The sequence below is a fragment of the Vibrio sp. CDRSL-10 TSBA genome (genome assembly GCA_039696685.1).
In the GTDB taxonomy this organism is placed as follows: Bacteria; Pseudomonadota; Gammaproteobacteria; order Enterobacterales; family Vibrionaceae; genus Vibrio.
The window spans coordinates 1,353,922-1,370,698 of record CP155566.1 but is presented as its reverse complement, the minus strand read 5'-3'; the positions used below and the strand labels follow the sequence as shown (position 1 = coordinate 1,370,698).

Annotated in this window: 17 protein-coding genes and 1 pseudogene; 9 read left to right on the top strand and 9 right to left on the bottom strand. The window is 45.9% G+C overall.

Annotation, left to right across the window (positions count from 1 at the left end):
- The first annotated feature begins 3 nt into the window (after positions 1 to 3).
- Both ABDK09_13785 and ABDK09_13780 read left to right on the top strand, forming a co-directional pair.
- Positions 4 to 882 (top strand): hypothetical protein, encoded by an 879-nt coding sequence (locus ABDK09_13785; GenBank protein XAW90468.1) that lies wholly within the window; start codon positions 4 to 6, stop codon positions 880 to 882.
- Positions 845 to 1,393 (top strand): hypothetical protein, encoded by a 549-nt coding sequence (locus ABDK09_13780; protein XAW90467.1) that lies wholly within the window; start codon positions 845 to 847, stop codon positions 1,391 to 1,393. Before ABDK09_13785 ends, ABDK09_13780 begins: the two co-directional genes overlap by 38 nt.
- Positions 1,394 to 1,796: 403 nt before the next feature.
- On the opposite strand, the gene ABDK09_13775 is transcribed toward ABDK09_13780, so the two are convergent.
- The 5 genes from ABDK09_13775 to ABDK09_13755 all read right to left on the bottom strand — a co-directional run bounded on the left by ABDK09_13775 (position 1,797) and on the right by ABDK09_13755 (position 6,243).
- Complete coding sequence (locus ABDK09_13775) at positions 1,797 to 2,276, bottom strand: DUF1456 family protein (GenBank protein ID XAW90466.1); 480 nt, start codon at positions 2,274 to 2,276, stop codon at positions 1,797 to 1,799.
- Between the two features lie 290 nt (positions 2,277 to 2,566).
- Positions 2,567 to 3,199 carry a hypothetical protein gene (locus tag ABDK09_13770; GenBank protein XAW90742.1) on the bottom strand — a complete coding sequence of 211 codons (633 nt, stop codon included), beginning with the start codon at positions 3,197 to 3,199 and terminating at the stop codon, positions 2,567 to 2,569.
- A 143-nt stretch (positions 3,200 to 3,342) separates the two neighbouring features.
- Positions 3,343 to 4,476: an NADH-dependent flavin oxidoreductase gene (locus ABDK09_13765; protein ID XAW90465.1), complete on the bottom strand. Its 1,134-nt coding sequence runs from the start codon at positions 4,474 to 4,476 to the stop codon at positions 3,343 to 3,345.
- Positions 4,477 to 4,495: 19 nt separating this feature from the next.
- Complete coding sequence (locus tag ABDK09_13760; protein XAW90464.1) at positions 4,496 to 5,134, bottom strand: SDR family oxidoreductase; 639 nt, start codon at positions 5,132 to 5,134, stop codon at positions 4,496 to 4,498.
- Positions 5,135 to 5,325: 191 nt separating this feature from the next.
- On the bottom strand, positions 5,326 to 6,243 hold the full coding sequence (locus ABDK09_13755) for an alpha/beta hydrolase (GenBank protein ID XAW90463.1): 918 nt from the start codon (positions 6,241 to 6,243) through the stop codon (positions 5,326 to 5,328).
- Between the two features lie 128 nt (positions 6,244 to 6,371).
- Between ABDK09_13755 and ABDK09_13750 the strand changes: the two genes are divergently transcribed.
- Positions 6,372 to 7,316, top strand: coding sequence for a LysR family transcriptional regulator (locus ABDK09_13750; GenBank protein ID XAW90462.1), 945 nt, complete (start codon positions 6,372 to 6,374; stop codon positions 7,314 to 7,316).
- Between the two features lie 75 nt (positions 7,317 to 7,391).
- Here the strand turns inward: ABDK09_13750 and ABDK09_13745 are convergent, their stop codons facing one another.
- Positions 7,392 to 7,775 carry a helix-turn-helix domain-containing protein gene (locus ABDK09_13745; GenBank protein ID XAW90461.1) on the bottom strand — a complete coding sequence of 128 codons (384 nt, stop codon included), beginning with the start codon at positions 7,773 to 7,775 and terminating at the stop codon, positions 7,392 to 7,394.
- Positions 7,776 to 7,880: 105 nt separating this feature from the next.
- On the opposite strand from ABDK09_13745, the gene ABDK09_13740 reads away from it, so the two are divergent.
- The gene (locus tag ABDK09_13740) at positions 7,881 to 8,933 is read left to right on the top strand and encodes an NAD(P)-dependent alcohol dehydrogenase (GenBank protein ID XAW90460.1); all 1,053 of its coding nucleotides are present in this window, start codon (positions 7,881 to 7,883) and stop codon (positions 8,931 to 8,933) included.
- A 131-nt stretch (positions 8,934 to 9,064) separates the two neighbouring features.
- Here ABDK09_13740 and ABDK09_13735 read toward each other — a convergent pair whose 3' ends face one another.
- The gene (locus ABDK09_13735) at positions 9,065 to 9,625 is read right to left on the bottom strand and encodes a sugar O-acetyltransferase (GenBank protein XAW90459.1); all 561 of its coding nucleotides are present in this window, start codon (positions 9,623 to 9,625) and stop codon (positions 9,065 to 9,067) included.
- Between the two features lie 51 nt (positions 9,626 to 9,676).
- A complete protein-coding gene (locus tag ABDK09_13730; GenBank protein XAW90458.1) occupies positions 9,677 to 10,255 on the bottom strand; it encodes a LacI family DNA-binding transcriptional regulator in 579 nt (192 codons plus the stop codon).
- A 198-nt stretch (positions 10,256 to 10,453) separates the two neighbouring features.
- Between ABDK09_13730 and ABDK09_13725 the strand changes: the two genes are divergently transcribed.
- The 5 genes and pseudogenes from ABDK09_13725 (at position 10,454) to ABDK09_13705 (ending at position 14,214) form a co-directional block, all read left to right on the top strand.
- A complete protein-coding gene (locus tag ABDK09_13725; protein XAW90457.1) occupies positions 10,454 to 10,621 on the top strand; it encodes an HAD hydrolase family protein in 168 nt (55 codons plus the stop codon).
- Entirely contained in the window at positions 10,602 to 11,261 is a 660-nt protein-coding gene (locus ABDK09_13720) for an HAD family hydrolase (protein ID XAW90456.1), read from the top strand. Before ABDK09_13725 ends, ABDK09_13720 begins: the two co-directional genes overlap by 20 nt.
- Before the next feature lie 189 nt (positions 11,262 to 11,450).
- Positions 11,451 to 12,221 (top strand): DeoR/GlpR family DNA-binding transcription regulator, encoded by a 771-nt coding sequence (locus ABDK09_13715; GenBank protein ID XAW90455.1) that lies wholly within the window; start codon positions 11,451 to 11,453, stop codon positions 12,219 to 12,221.
- A gap of 89 nt (positions 12,222 to 12,310) precedes the next feature.
- Positions 12,311 to 13,102, top strand: a complete 792-nt coding sequence (locus ABDK09_13710) for a CLCA_X family protein (protein ID XAW90454.1) — start codon at positions 12,311 to 12,313, stop codon at positions 13,100 to 13,102.
- Between the two features lie 94 nt (positions 13,103 to 13,196).
- A pseudogene (locus tag ABDK09_13705) lies at positions 13,197 to 14,214 on the top strand (IS110 family transposase).
- A gap of 505 nt (positions 14,215 to 14,719) precedes the next feature.
- Here the strand turns inward: ABDK09_13705 and ABDK09_13700 are convergent.
- Entirely contained in the window at positions 14,720 to 16,276 is a 1,557-nt protein-coding gene (locus ABDK09_13700) for a sensor domain-containing diguanylate cyclase (GenBank protein XAW90453.1), read from the bottom strand.
- Between the last annotated feature and the right edge of the window lie 501 nt (positions 16,277 to 16,777).

Sequence of the window (16,777 nt, the reverse complement as noted above, 5' to 3'; positions counted from 1 at the left end):
GACTTGAAGGTTAATAGAACAGCAAAGATATCTGAGGATGAACGCAGTATTCTTAACGTACTGGCTCAACGCTTAGAACTGTCAAGAGAAGAAGTCAATGCTATTGAGCATTCGATAGACCCGATCCCCGAGCTTGGTATTGATAATGCCCTAGAATACCTAAGAGAATGTGGCATCATTATGATCAACCGAAGACGTTCAGAGGTAATGGTTCCGGACGAAATTGTTGACATTCTGCACGATGTATTAGGCAAAGAGTTACACGATAAATATGTATTGCGGATTTTGCGGTCACTATCAGATGCAGAGCTTTCTAGCACCTTGAAAAATCATGGCTGCAAAGTAAGAGGTGTGGATAGAAAGGAAAAAATAGCCACCATATCCCGCTCGGGCCTGTCTATTCGAAATATTCTGGCAAACGACATACATTCTGAAGATGCAACACAAAATCAAAGAAAAGAAAGAATAAAACAACTCTTTGAAGATATGGATCTTGATATCACCAAGATAGGTACTCGTTTGCAAGAGCGAATAGAAGTTTTAATCGATCACCTTAAGAGTTCTGAAGAAGATGAATTTAACTTGCTGAGCGTCAGCGGTTACAAAGAGCTTATGGAATCACTGTCTCGTACCGAACCGAATGTAGAAAACCGTATACGCTCTGACTTCGAAATTGAAAACAAAGAGTCTTTGGATCCTGAATATCTAAGATCGCTGAGTATCACACCTCTCGATATCCTTTATTTGTACACTAATGATGAAATCAAGACTATACGAAATGATATGGGCTTGAGTCGAAGAGGTAATCCGAGAAGCCAAATCATCGATTCTTTCGCAAGTGCCAGTGACCGTTTCATCGAGAAACTACCACCTGCTTGCTAGTCGAGACTTACAAGGGCTGCATGATGCAGGCATCGATATCAAAGAAGCCGATATCGGAATTAAATTCGAAGAAATCACTCGTTCAATACTGGAACAATTAGGAATGAATGTAGATGAGGATCTGCGGAAAGATATTAATACAGCGAAAGATAAGACCGATATTATTGTTTCACTAGAAAACGATGACGTCATTATCGGTGAAGCAAAATCATTTAAGAATGGTGAATTTGCCAAATACGCGACAACTTCCAGACAGGTAAAATCATACGTAAAACGCTGCGAAGCAAGCGGTCATCGTGTTGCTCAGGTGCTTATCGTTGCTCCTGCATTCTCGGCTGATTTCATTGATGCCGCAGATATGGATACAGAGATCAATATTTCTTTACTAGAAGCGAATGGATTACAAAAAATACTCGCAGCATACAAACAACGAAGAACCCCCAATTTCTCCCCCAAATTATTGACAAAAGGTGGGTTGTTGAAAGCTGATCTTATTTCAAAATCAATCTAACCGTAAAACGCGTTAATCCCCTACACATTTTCGTGTGGGCGACAAACGAGTAAATGTTGGCCACTTGTTTGTAATGATATCGAATATCCCTCTTTACTGACACAAAGAGGGTTCCAAAAGTACCTTTAGTTGTGATGCGCTGTCCGGGCCGGTTTTGGCGTTTTCGACGCCAAAACTTAAAAACTCAGGACGAATTTTTGCCCTATGTATGAGTTCAAAGATAATGGTCTAGAGCGCTTTTAGACACTTCTTAGTCCGTGAATTTGCTAAATACTGAAGAAAGACAAAGAGTAGACGTGATTGTGAAGCTCTAATATCGGTCTTTAGTATGATAAAAGCGAGTAGCCAAATAAAATGGTTCTCGCTTTTTTAATCAATTACCACGTTCGATTCGAGATAAAAATTACCCAGTAAACTCTTCAGAATCGGGACGATTGGTAAACTGCACACCATTTAAGAAGTCGCACAGCATTTGGTCTTCACACTGTTTGTAGTTTTTGTTGTTTGGCTTGCGGAAATACGCACCAATTTCGTATTTACTTAAACTAATACCAACCACTTCTAATACGTCCAACACATCTTCTGCTTTCATGTCTAGCGCAATACGCAGCTTCATGAGAATCATGTTGTTGGTCAACGTGACTTCTGGCTTAGGTTGCTCGCCGTCTTTTTTTCCTCGCTTGAGGTTAATAAAGCCATTTAAGAATACCGCTAACTCTTGATCCTTCATCTTAACGCAAGATTTGTCGCTTTCATCTTTTAACCAGTTTGCCACTTTATCGTGAGCCACAGTGACTTCGGCCTGCCCGAAAGCTTTCATTATCTGCGCGTTTTTAAGATTTAACGCGTGTTGGATACGACGTAAAATTTCGTTGTTAGTCACTAGGGATTCCTAAAATGAGTTCTAAGGGTGAATAAAAATCCATCAATGACATGCGATCTGTGGGTGTCTTTATTCAATAGCGTAGTTGACGGTGACTCTAACAGAGAACACGTTTCTTCGGTAGGTTAAAAAATAGAAATAAGACGGCCTATTCGAACTAGTTGGCTAAGTTGGCAAGACCACACTTTTATAGTGGATACTTTGCCACCTAATTTGGTGTCCGGGATCATTAAACCACTACACATCTCTACCGAATATGCTCACTACTGCACAACATCAGCACTCACCTTTTAATCTGTCCGTTGTGGACGCTGCTGCTCAAATGCGGTGATCATTTCCTCGGTTGAGCGCTGGCTGCCCATGCGCCCGCGTTTCACATATTGATGGCGGAAACTCACAGCGCCATTGCTGCGCACCAAGGCCTCAAAATCATTGATAAAGTGCTGCTCGAATTTACTGTTGAAGCTATTAAACAGCACAACATGTTTACCGCTGAAATCGTTATCTTGTGCAAATTGCCAAATAGGTGGTGCCGGACTGTATAACCAGATAGGTGAACCTAAATAGACCGTATCATACGATGAGAGGTCGACCCGTCCCGGTATGATCTCAGCCACGTTGCCCCGCGCGTCCTTTAATGCATTGATCAATCCAGGGACGCCAAGCTGATAGGCGTGCGCCGTGATTTCATAAATATCAGCGTTGGTTTTATTGGCAATATGGTTGGCAAGGATTCCAGTGTTGCCAGACCGGGAAAACACCACAACCGCGGTTTTCGCCGCTTTATCGTCAGCTGTTGCCTGTTGCTCTTGTCGGTGTTGATTCGCTGCATATTGTGCATTTTCGATACGGGTTACCACCAAGAAAACCACAAAAATCGCCATGACAGCGATCGAAAAACCAATACCGAGCCATTTCAACATATCCATTACTTCACCCCATTAAGTTAATCACACTGTGCCCGGCAACAATCTGACGGGCACAACGATATGCTGTCCGGATGCTCATAGAACCCGCTTTGTGTTTACAACTCTGAACGTGTCATCACGCCGTTCGGGTTGTTCACTCAGGCATTCACCGGAAACCATCCGGGAGTAAACTTAATCGCATGCCATAATTTAGCAGGTATCTTTAATGTTTCCGGGTCACTGAATAGGTCCAGGGTCAGACTGATTTCGGCTTCTCTGCCCGTTTGGGCCATCTCCACCCATTGCGGATTCATCACCAGGCTTCGGCCGACCACAACCAACGCCAGACCCATTTCGACCACCTTCCGGGCTTGCTCCGGAGTTCGGATTCGCCCGGCCGCCATTAAAGGGATACGGCCGGCCATGCGTTCGATAAAACGCTCAGCAATGGTTTTGCCCGTCGTATCCTGCTGTGCTCTGCCAGACAAAATGTCGTACAAAGAGGTATGCAGGTAATCGACATAACCTTCTTCAGCCAGCTGTTCTGCAAAGGCAAGCGTCTCATCAATCCGTAATCCGCCCTCAAGCGACTCCTCAGGGGAAATACGATAGCCCAGTAAGAACGGACGATCGGCGTGTTCAGAGATGACTCGACGAACTTCACGCACCACCTGCAGAGGAAAACGCATTCGGTTCTGCAGTGAACCTCCCCATTGATCTGTGCGCAGATTAGACCAAGGTGACAAGAAGTTCTGCAGCAGGAAGCCATGTGCACCGTGCAATTCGATGCCGTCAAAACCTGCTTCTATCGCGCGTCGGGTTGCCTCACCAAAATCGCGAATAACGTCATTAATTTCTTGCTCCGTTAACTCCCGTCCGGCCAGCTTCCCTTCATTAAACGGCCCTTTCGGCGCGACGACCGCACTGGCACTGACAAGCTCACCACCAGGAACCAGTTCCGGAACGGCTTTATTGCCGGCATGGAACAATTGCAACACGGCGGTTGCTCCGCCATTTTTGGCGGCGCTGGCAAGTTTGCGTAAACTCGGAATAAAGCGGTCGTCATACGCGGCGAATTCATCTGTAAAGCCGATACCGCTGGGTTGGACATGAGTGCATCCTGTCAGTATTAAACCTGCCCCGTTAGCACGAGCCCGATAATAGTCCAGCTCTTCATCAGAGATCGTCTCATCCGGGTTTGCCGACCAGGTGGTCATGGGAGCCATCACCACTCGGTTTTTTAAAGTGATACCATTTGCAAAAGTAAAAGGTTGAAATATTGGATCAATCATTTGTAACTATTATCTCGGTTTACATGAAATAAGGCTTATCGCCGTCGGTATTTGGCTTGTTCAGCCCTAAATTGGCACCACGATGCAGGTTGGGATCAACAATGACTTTCGCAATCAAATCCCCCACGCTTTTACGAGAGACTACAGTGCCCTTAAAAGCTTGCGTTTTGGTGGTGATCTCATAATCCACTTCATCGTCATCCATTAACCAAGCCGGACGCAAAATCGTGTAATCCAGACCAGATGCTTCAATGGCATCAGCGGCACGGCGGTAATACTGCAAGGGCTCACCAATAATGGCATCGTTCCACTCGCCAAACTTACCGGGAATTTCATCGTAGATGCCGAGAGACAGCACGAATATCAAGCGTTTGACTCCGGTTTTCTGCATCGCAGCGATAACCGCTTCTGCCTGCTTATCCAGGTCGTCGCCAATAAGGTTCGCGTACACAATATCCTGCCCGATCATCGCCGATTTCAGTAACCGGCTATCGAGTACATCACCAATGACGAGTTTTGCTTGTGCCGAATCGAATTCAGCTAACTTTTTGGGATTACGTAATAACAGGGTCTGATTGATTTGAGGCTCGCCAGCCAGAGATTTCACGACCCATTGTGCAATCTGTCCGCTGGCGCCAAGTACAAGTACGTTACTCATTATTCATTCCAATAAGTTTAGGTTTAGATTGACCATGTGTTTGCTGCTGCGCACACGGTCATTTGTCCGGTGCGAGACTTGAGATGAGGCTGGCAAGAAACAGGCACTGACGCTTTCGTGCTATCACCAATGCTTTCTTGCCAATCACCAGTGCCTTCTTACAATCACCAGTGTCCGCTCACCGTTCTGGCTTATTGCAGCGTATCTTTAAAGAACGAAGCCAATTCAGATACGGCCTCATCGACATAGTCAGGTACGTCGTACAAAGACATGTGATTCGCACCCTCGATGATGTGCAGTTGCTTGTTCTGACTGGCTGCGCGAGCCAGCAAATCATCACTCATCCATTTACTGCCGGCATTGCTGCCCGCAATCGCCAAAATTGGCTGAGTCAGGAAGGCTTCGGCTTTGTGGTACGCATCGTAGGTAATGATTTGGTTCAGGTTGCGTGTCAATGCATAACCTGGCGCATTAGGATGAGCGCAACGCGGGGTGTGGTAGTATTCCCATGCTTCACGTAGCTCTTCATTGGGCGCGTCTTCTTCACGCATCGGCGCAAGAGGAATCATCGCCAGCTCACCGCTACGGACATCTTCAGTACGTGCATTCGAGCCAAATTCCAGGTATCCGACTGCATCGCTATCTTTTACCGAATTGTCCCAGCCGTTACGGAACATCTGGCCGATGTTGACAGCGCTGACCATACCCAGTGCTTTGATGCGGCGATCATTAATCGCTGCATTGGCACTGTATCCGGCGCCAGCGCAAATCCCCATCGCACCGATTTTGTCATTATCGACGTAAGGCAGAATGGTCAGATAATCAACCACGGCACTGACATCTTCTGTACTGATGTATGGGTTTTCCATCTGACGCGGCTCGCCCGAGCTTTCTCCCTGGTATGAACGATCAAACGCGATAGTAATCAAGCCGCTTTCGGCCAGCTTGCGAGCATACAATCCTGCCGTCTGCTCTTTTACGCCACCGCCAGGGTGTGACACCACCACGGCTGCATACTGTTTGCTTTCATCAAAACCCTTAGGGAAATTGATAACAGCTGACATCTCGATACCCTGACCATTTAGGTTTTTGAAAGTGACTTTAGACATAACGAAATTCTCCTGTAGCGGTTAAGTGTTCGCCTCGGCATGACCTAAGCTTCGAGATAATCTTAGTTAACGAACTGTATTGGATAAATATCGTTTTACACACATGACTGTTTAGCTATACTTAACAAATGCCAATTGAACCTTCTCTGATGTCGTCACTGACATGGTTTGCACATGTTGCTCGCCACTGCAGTTTTACCAAAGCCGCCTCTGAAATGGGGGTGACTCGGGCTGCCTTATCACAACATATCAAAGCGCTGGAAAAGCAGTTGCAGGTACGGTTGTTAAATCGTACAACCCGTAATATGTCACTGACCGACGAAGGCCAACGTTTACTGGATGTCTTACAGCCCTCGCTGACTGGCATCGAAAAAGTCGTCGGCGAGTTAAACGAATCCCATAATGAGCCTTCCGGGCTTATCCGAATCAGTGCTTCCAGAACGGCAGCCCGGCTGCTGGTCGAACCCCATCTCAGTGAGTTTTTGACCCGCTATCCCAAGATACGTTTAGAGCTGATTATGGAAGACGGATTAACCAATATCGTCGCCGAAGGGGTGGATGCGGGGATTCGTTTGGGTGTCAGTCTGGATGAACATATGGTCGCTGTTCCTATCACTCCGCCACTGAGCAACGCGATTGTCGGATCTCCGCACTATTTTCGGCAACATGGCATCCCGCAAGATCCAAATGATCTGGAAGCTCATAACTGTCTGGCGTATCGCTTTACGTCGAGCGGAGTCATCGATCATTGGTCACTGACCTCACCTGATTCAGACCATCACACCGTCATCTATGAGCCGAAAGGCAGTGCGGTATTTAATGATGATTTCAGTATGCTACAGGCGGCCATTCAAGGAGTTGGCCTGGTCAAACACCTTGATTTATGGGTGCAGAAGTACATCGAAGAAGGAACATTGGTGCGCGTTCTGGAACCTTGGTGCAGAACGTTCCCGGGGTTTTATCTTTACATCCCGTCACGAGAGCAGATGCCAAAGAAAATTCGTGTTCTGATGGATTTTTTGATTGAGAAACGAGAGCGTTTCGCTTCTCAATCACAGTCACGCCGCGATTAAAAATGACTGGCTACGCAGCGGCCGGTCATTTTCAATGAGATCTTGTATGGAAAGCTCACTGACACCAGACCGAGATTACACCTGGTCACTTTGGTAGTGCGCTTCCATCTCATCCAGAGCCTCTTTATGCTCAATGCCCCACTGGTAGAGATGCTCAATAGGCTCCGCGAACGTTTTGCCTAACTCGGTCAGTTCATATTCCACTTTTGGCGGCACGATATTAAACACAGTCCTTTTCACTAAGCCTCTTTTTTCCACTTCCCGCAGCGTCTGAACCAGCATCTTTTTCGAAATGCCCTGAATACTGCGCTCCAGTTCGCCGGTACGGCATTTACCACCTGGCCAGTGGTACAACGCATGAATCACCATGCTGGTCCACTTGACGGATAAAATCTCCATTAAGCGTCTTGGTTCTGAGTCCTCTTTGAAGATTAATTTGCCATCAACAATAATCGGCATGGTTACCTCTTGGTTACTATTACACTAAATGGTAACTACTACCAAAAAGAGAAAATTGTGTCTATAGTGCGCCCTCATTTTCAACGCCCCAACACAGGATGATTTATGAATATCCAAGCTATTACCGCAATCGCCGCCGATAAAGAACTACAAATCGGCACCGTTTCTCAACGTGAATTGCGCCCGGATGACGTCCAAGTCGACATTCTTTATTGTGGTGTTTGCCATTCAGACTTACACATGGCCAGAAACGAATGGGGAATGAGCCAGTACCCTATGGTTCCGGGTCACGAAATCGTCGGACGAGTTGCTGCCGTAGGCAATGAAGTAACGCGCTTTCAACCAGGTCAGCTGGTTGGCGTTGGCGTCATGGTTGACTCGTGCGGCCAGTGCTCGCACTGCCAGCAGCAAGAAGAGCAATATTGCGATCAGGGTTTTGTTGCGACCTATAACGGCACGGACCGCCATTCCGGTGCGACCACGTTCGGCGGTTATGCTCAGTCGATTGTGACCAAGCAAGAATTTGTGCTGTCCGTACCGGAAAGCCTGCCGACTCATGCCGTTGCACCGCTATTGTGTGCGGGCGTAACCGTCTGGTCGCCACTTAAATACTGGGGCGTTAAGGCAGGCGATCACATTGGTGTGATTGGTTTGGGCGGACTGGGTCACATGGCGGTGAAACTCGCCACTGCACTCGGCGCCAAAGTGACCTTATTTACGACCTCGCCGGATAAAGCGGCCGATGGCATCGCCCTGGGTGCAGAGACCATCGTGCTTTCTAAAGATCCGGCACAAATGGAGTCCGCAGCGCAGTCACTGGATATGATCCTCGATTGTGTGGCCGCGCCGCATGATTTGGATCCGTACCTGGCGACATTGAAAACCAACGGCCGCCTGGTGTTGGTCGGCATTCCTGATGCGCCGCACAAAGCACCCAACGTCACGCCGATGGTATTCCGTCGTCTGAGTGTCAGCGGCACCTCGATCGGCAGCATCAAAGAGACCCAGGAAATGCTCGACTTTTGTGGAGAGCACAATATTACCGCCGATGTAGAAATGATTCAGGGCGACCAAATTGAGCAAGCCTTTGAACGCATGGCAAACGGACAAGTGAAGTACCGTTTCGTGATTGATATTAAAGCGACGCAATGGGATTAATCGGGACCGATTAATCCCAAGCGGCTTTGTGTAAATGAAGCCGCTGTTGCCCGGTTTGAACACGTATTCGTCAGCAGATGATTTGGCGGTGCAGCGACAAACCGGGCTTCATCTTTGATCAGTATCGAGCTTTAGCCGCACTCGAGTTCACGTAACACCCGCGCCGGATTGCCGCCGATAACGACATTATCGCCAAAACTCTTGGTCACGACACTGCCCGAAGCAACTACCACGTTATCTCCCAGAGTGACGCCGGGATTAATTGTTGCGTGACCACCAATCCAGCACTTGTTGCCGATGATAATTGGCTTAGCCGCTTCAATACCACTGACACGTTCAGTCGGGTCAAGCGGATGAGTCGCGGTATAGATCCCCACCTGAGGCCCGAGCATGCAGTCATCCCCAAAGCGCACTTCAGCGCAATCAAGGATCACACAGTTATAATTGGCAAAGAAGTTGGCACCAACATGGATATGGCAGCCATAGTCACAATAAAAATTAGCATGAATAGAGGTATTGTTGCCCATGGTACCAAGTAAGCTGCCGAGCAACTCGCGTTTGGTGACCTCATTTTCACCAGCAACATGATTGTATTGATACAACAACTCTCTGGCTCTGCTCCGCATCGAACTCAATTGCTCATCACTTGGGTCATACCACTCTCCGCTAAGCATCTTGTTTAACTCGTTCACGTATTCCTCTCTTAGTGCGCGATAAAGTGACTTACTGCGCCATTACATTCCTTATTGCTCGATAAAATTGGCAATGATTTGTTCAATACATTGATTCACAGACAAAAACTCATCCTGAATCGAACTTTTCTCCGGACAGGTCTTCACGGCTTTCAAGCTCAGGATGGCATGACCACATAGCGTCATTTCAACCAAAGCCAAAGGAATGCCAACGCTCTGGAATGACTCACTCATCATCTTATCCAAATCGTCACCAGCAGATACACAGACAATGCACTCGCAGCGCTGTTCCGCCAACGCTTGAACACTCTCAGTATGTGATAAATATTGATCCTGAAGTTGTAACACCATTAATGGCCTGTGCAGACGGCTCATATGTGCCAACAAATGAGAGAGGAAAGCGATGACTGCCGGGCTGATTTGTGATGATTCGGCGATAATGACACCGACCACCGAATTGCGATTGGTTGTCAGCGCCCGTGCCAGCCGATTAGGATGATAACCTAGCCTTTGCAACGCGGTGGACACTTTTTGAGTGACATCCGCCGATACCGAGTGACCATTAATCACCCGTGAAACGGTCGACTTCGAGACTCCCGCATAACGTGCAACGTCCTGCATTGTCACCATGACACCACTCCTTCACCCTCCACAACTCAACAACTCAACAATGACTGGTCAAACCTTTATTCCTGTTAGCCAAAGTATACACACAACCAAACCAAAATGAACACAAATAAATATTTAAATGTTCATATATTGACGAAAATGTTCATCTGTGTTTTATTAACGTCAGCTAACGCTGATTACGTGAATAGGAAACCGAACATGATCAAATTAATCGTCACCGATATGGATGGCACCTTTCTCAACAGTCAGGGAGATTACAACCGCGAACTGTTCAAGCAAGTCGTGTCCTGCATGCAGGCGCATGGGGTAGCATTTGCGCCCTGCACCGGCAAGCAAGTTGAACGGGTTGAAGAAACTGCTCGGTGAGCAGAGCAAGGATTTCTGGATTCTTGGCGACAGCGCGACACGCATTAAACACCAGGGCGAGTTTGTCTATCAGTCTCTGCTCAATAATGCATTGGGGCTTGATATTATCCGCCACCTGGAAAGCATCGAAGGCTCACATATCGTGATTGCATGCACCAACGAATATGCCGCGATAAAACGCGAGACTCCGGAACACTTACGCGCATTAGTGCGCAGCTCTTATGCTGAAGTCAAAGTGGTCGAGTCCTACACGGACATCACTTCTGACTTCGTTAAAATCACGGTTTATGATGAAAATAAACAGTGTCCTGCCCTTCGTCCTCAGCTTAACGCTTTTGAACAACAGGCTTATATCGTGGTTTCTGAACCAGCCTGGATAGACATTGCCAACGAGGGCGTTCACAAAGGCACTACGGTTGAGAAGCTGCAAGCAATGCTGGGAGTGACGGAAGCCGAAACCATGGCATTCGGCGACGGATTGAATGATATTGAACTGATGGACCGTGCCCGGTTTAGTTTTGCGATGCGCAATGGATTTGCAGAAACCAAAGCCGCCGCGAATTACATTGCCCGTTCCAATGATGAAGACGGAGTCATGCACACCATACTGCAGTTACTGGAACTGCAGCCAAAGCAGTAAACGAATAAAGCAATAAGTAATATGCAATAAGTAATAAGCAATAAAGAAAGAGATAAAGCAAATTTTTAGGTGGGCGTGACGAAAGGCGTAACTGCCTCAAAACTCGGGGCTTCTTTATAAACGGACAGATATGAACACCACTTATGTTCGTTTATAATGAAGCCCCGAACCTTTTAACAGACAATGATAATGGAAAAATTTTCACCGGAAGAACGCCATCAGTTAATCCTGAACTTATTGAAATCGAACAATAAAGTGATGGCAGCTGATCTCGCCTTGCAACTTGGGACAACAGAAGCGACCATCCGCCGCGATCTGCGTTTTCTGGCGAATGAGGGATTGTGCAAGCGCATTCACGGTGGAGTTCTGTCCCTGGTGCCGCCCACGGGCACTCAGGAGCAGCGCCTGGAAAACAGAAACAGTGAAAAGCAGGCGTTAGCACTGGCGGCTCTCTCCATTATCAAACCCGATCAGGTTATTTTCTTAGATGCCAGCAGCACGCATATGTTGCTCGCCAGCCTGCTGCCTAACGACATCAATCTGACCGTGGTGACCAATAGCCCGGCCATTGCCACCCGATTACTCGAACGACAACACATCCGCACCATTCTGCTTGGTGGTGAGCTTAATTATGCCGTGGGTGGTGCCATTGACATTACCGCGGTAGAATCACTCAATAAATTTCGCTTTGATCTCTGCTTTGTGGGGATTTGTGGTTGGTCCTCCGCGGCCGGATTCACCGCTATCCATTATCAGGATGGTGAGTTTAAACGCCATGCAGTCTCCAAAGCAGGCGCTATTGTTGCCATGTGTACCGATGATAAAATCGAAGCCTTGGGTCCGTATCCGTTTATGCGTTCCGAAGCCGTGGATTACCTCATCTGCTCGGCGCATAATCAGGTCGCCACAGCGCATTTCAGCCAGTTAGACTGCACGGTGATTACCGGACATCCGGTCTAGTCGCAGCGCTAAACGGCAGCTCAGCGATCGGTCGGCTTGCCGATGGTGCCCCCTTTTTGATTCAATGATACCCAACGCTGAGGCATAGCTTGCAGTTAACCAGCTTTAAATACAAAACTCGCAAAGGGCCCGATTATCGCCACGGCGATCAGGTGTCATTTATGGATATCAAACAGACCTTCGGAATTGGGGGTATCCGTATCGGGAAGTGGGTCAACACTGAGGAGAAAGATCTCGCCGCAAACCTGATCTTCGATTCACTGGCCGACTTAGCCTATATCCTAGCTCTGCCACCAGCGGCAATTGGTTTGCGCGGTAACCTCAATCTGGCGTTTGGTACCGGCGGCCGTCAGGGCGTTCAGGCTCACTACGCGCCAAACCAGCGCGAATTGGCGTTAGCCAAAAATGCCGGTGCTGGCGCACTGGCGCATGAATTCTGGCATGCCTTTGATCACTACATCGCTGAGAAAGCCTTTGCTATCGGCGATCGCTCCGGCCCGCAACGACAAATCCTGTTTGCCAGCGATTGCTGGTTAAGAAATGTCGACCATTTCCCCCACCCGCTCAACGAACGGCTGCTGAAGATTTTTGACGCAGCTCTGCTCAGTGATGATGGCCAGGATACCCACGACTATGTACTACGCAGCGTCAAAGCCGACAAAGCGATGGGCAGCAATTATTTCTCCCAACCGACAGAGATGATGGCTCGCGCCTTTGAAGCAGTGGTGGAATCCTGCTCCGGAATCGAAAACGCTTATTTAGTCTCGGGCACCACCAAGCCTGAGCAATTCCCTCTCTATCCGGATATGAGTCACCGGCGGATTATCAAAGACGCCCTGCTGGATTATTTCCGCCCTCTGGGTGAGGCACTGAGTCGGTAGGTGTTAGGAGGGGGGCGTACCATACATAATTAGATGGTACGCCCCACACCTAAACTACACTCAGCATAGTCGCTGAACTTCAGGAGGTGCCATCATGTCAGCTATCAAAACAATCGGTATCGATCTTGGTAAATCTACCTTTCATTTGGTTGGTCACGACCATTCTGGGCGTGAACTCTATCGACATAAATTCTCTAGAGTTAAACTCATTCAATATATCTCTGCACATGAGCCTGTAACCATAGCAATGGAGGCTTGTTGTGGTGCTCATTGGCTAGCTAGACGTTGCCAAGAGTTTGGACATCAAGTTAAGCTCATTCCACCTCAGTATGTTAAACCCTATGTTAAAAGCCACAAAAATGACTTTATTGACGCTGACGCCATAGCTGAAGCAGCGACAAGACCGAAAATGAGGTTTGTCACACCGAAATCTGAACAAGCACAAATAGGAAGTGTGATTCGTCGAATTCGAACTGGCTATATCAGGGAGCGAAACGGCTGTTATGAACCGTATTACTTCAATTCTTGTTGAGTTTGGTTTCAGCTTTCCTCGTGGCCATGCAAATATGAAGCGGCTTTTTCAGTGGCTTGCTGACACCGGGCAACCAGTTGCCCCATTACTTGTTCTTGAGTTACGAGAACAACTTGATCATTACAATCATCTTAATGAGAAGATTAAAGAACAAGATAAGAAAATTGAGACTATTAACAACGGCAATGAGCTATTTACTATGCTGCAATCGATCCCTGGTATCGGGCCAATGACTGCTGCTTGTTGTCTATCTGTTGTATCAAACCCCAAAGACTTTTCCAATGGTCGTAATTTTGCTGCTTGGATAGGACTGGTTCCATTTCAATATTCAACAGGAGGCAAGCCGAAGCTTCTTGGAATATCTAAACGTGGAAACAAAGAGCTTCGCGAGCTTTTTGTTCACGCGGCTAGATCTGTACTGTGGCGCGATGCTACCGCAGAGAAGTATTTTGGTACATGGATAATAGACTTAAAGCGTCGTAAACCATTCAATGTGGCTTTAGTAGCACTGGCAAACAAACTCGCCAGAATTGCTTGGTCTGTTATGGCAACTCATAAAATTTTTGAGATCAGAACATAAATCAAGTTTGCATATGAAAATGAAAGATGACAAAACGGTTAGACCACCAGATTGAAGACCTGATGTCCAAAACAGCAACTACTATGCTTTCACACTTTTGAGGACAATCTGGCGCGGATCTCATCGTAGAGCTGGGGCTAAAGAAAAAGGTCTCAATCAGACTCTGAATACATTAGCGCAAACCAACTCCGTTATTTTGAATTTTTACTTGCAAAACGGGGCGTACCATACATTTGGACAGAAACGTGCTAGGACTAGTAATCAGAAGGTTTCTATCGGATTAGAAAAAGTATGCCAATGCTTCATTCTACCCGATGAAGTTTTCGCTTTTCATCACGTTCAAAGAAACCTGACTAATTCAAAATCTGAGAATAAAGCCTTTACTTCTGATTCCGATAGCGGTGTTGTATGGACCGCCACCGATCTCCTAGACAAATTTCGCCTATTCTAACTAAACGGCGTCTAGGAAATCAGCGGCAATTCACAAAACCGAACCAAGTAAGGCCTAATAATTAGTCTCTATTCTATTTCGACCGTTGGACTTGGCTTTGTAAAGAGCTTGATCGGCTAATTTTAAAGTTTCATCTATTGGCTCGTCATAATTTGAGTAATGAGATATCCCAATGGATGCGGTTATATTTCCCACTAGAGGGTAGTTTGTTGATTCAATGCTTTTTCTGATTCTTTCTGCGATTATTTCAGCTTTATCTCCATCACTGCTTGGTAAAAGTATAAAAAATTCCTCTCCTCCTGCACGGATGATAAAGTCCTTTTCACGTGCTTGTTTTTTTAACGTTTCTGCAAAACAAATTAGCAACTTATCGCCTGCGTCATGACCGTATGTATCATTAACTTTCTTGAAGTAATCAATGTCAATAGCCAACACGGAGAAAGGTTTTTTTTCGGTTTCAAGACCTTCCAATACAGTTTCAAACCCTCTTCTATTTAACAATCCTGTAAGAGAGTCGGTCATACTATTAGTGTTTAATTCATCAATAGTACTAGATACGACATTAAAAGCAGTCATAAAGCTTCGTTTTAGATTACTGACTTCATAGTACCATGGAGCGATTTTTCGTAGCTCATCAACTACAGTTAAATGGTTTTCGAAATTTTTAGCTATGCTTGCCAACTGCCACAATGGCCGTGATATGTATGCTGAAGCAAACCATATAAAAATGAGTATTATGATTGCTAATGGTAGCGTTGTTAAAACTACTTGTTTCAGTCTATCTTGTAGAACTTTTAGTGTAAGTGACTTTGATTTTTGTGCAACAATTCCCCAACCCGATGAAGTAACAGGTGAGTAGCCAGCCAGCATTTCAACGCCTTGACTGTTAAATATGTCTTTTCCACCTGTCTTACCTTCTGTCACTGAATTAATTGCAGCATTATCATCAATGGTTTTACCAACCATCTCTTGATTCGGGTGATACAAAATGGTGTGATTTCTATCTACAACGTATAAATATGAACCATCAACATAACTGTGTTTGGATAATAGTGTGCTTAGAATATTTTCTTTGTCTAGATATATAGTGCCACTTATATATCCTAAATATTCCCCACTTTCAGAAAATATAGGATAAGAAATACTAGTTAAAAAATTTCCGGCGGGTGAAATAAAAGGGTCAGTGACTAGTGGTTTTTTTGCTCGTAACGATTGCTTTGCTTGATAACTTTTTAATTTTACACCTTGAACTTGAATCGTTTCAGGAGAAATTGATGCAATAACACCTTCTGAGTTTACGATTACCACTGAATTAAATGAATTTGTTTGATATTTTAATCTATCAACTTCATTCCTAAGGGTACTCTGGTCATGAAATTTAGTACTTAATATTTTGGCGCTATATCTAAGCTGTGACATGGATGAGCCAATAAATGCATTGGTCATTTCAGCCATCTTCTCGGCATAAACTCGATTTGACTCCATCGTGTTATCAATAATCAATGCTCTTTGAGTATGATAAATAGAATAGAAAGCGCTCGCCAAACTAACTATGACACTAAAAAAACATATTAGAAGTATTAGTTTTCTTAAGTTAATTTTTTTATACATTTATAAAAACCAGTTAGTCCCGAATTCAACCTTTCGAAGTTATACCATATAGGACCTCTTGGCAAACATTGGACGTGATTTCCACTGTGTTTACCTATGTTTGAAGCATCATCACTTTCCGAGCGTTCTACTAAGAAACCCCCCATTCCAAATGACGTCGACTCACCTTGAATGGACGCAAACTAATCTAAACCACCGAGATTCAAATATGCTCGTATTGAGAGTCCCTAGACAGTACGTTTCCTCAAGGCAAGCCAAAGCGTCTCGGATTCAAAGACGTACTTTCTATAATGATGCCGATGTTGAGTTGAAGCCTAATTAGAAGCGTTTTTTGTGGCGCTGGACTCAAAATCAAGAAGTGTTGTCAAGACAAGACAACTGGTCGTCTTAAACATATGAGTTTATTGGGATAGATCTAATGCGCAACTAAGTGTTCCGATCACATTAGGAAAATCAATCCAAAATTAACATCCTCAGAGCAAGCTGAGCATTTGTACTAAC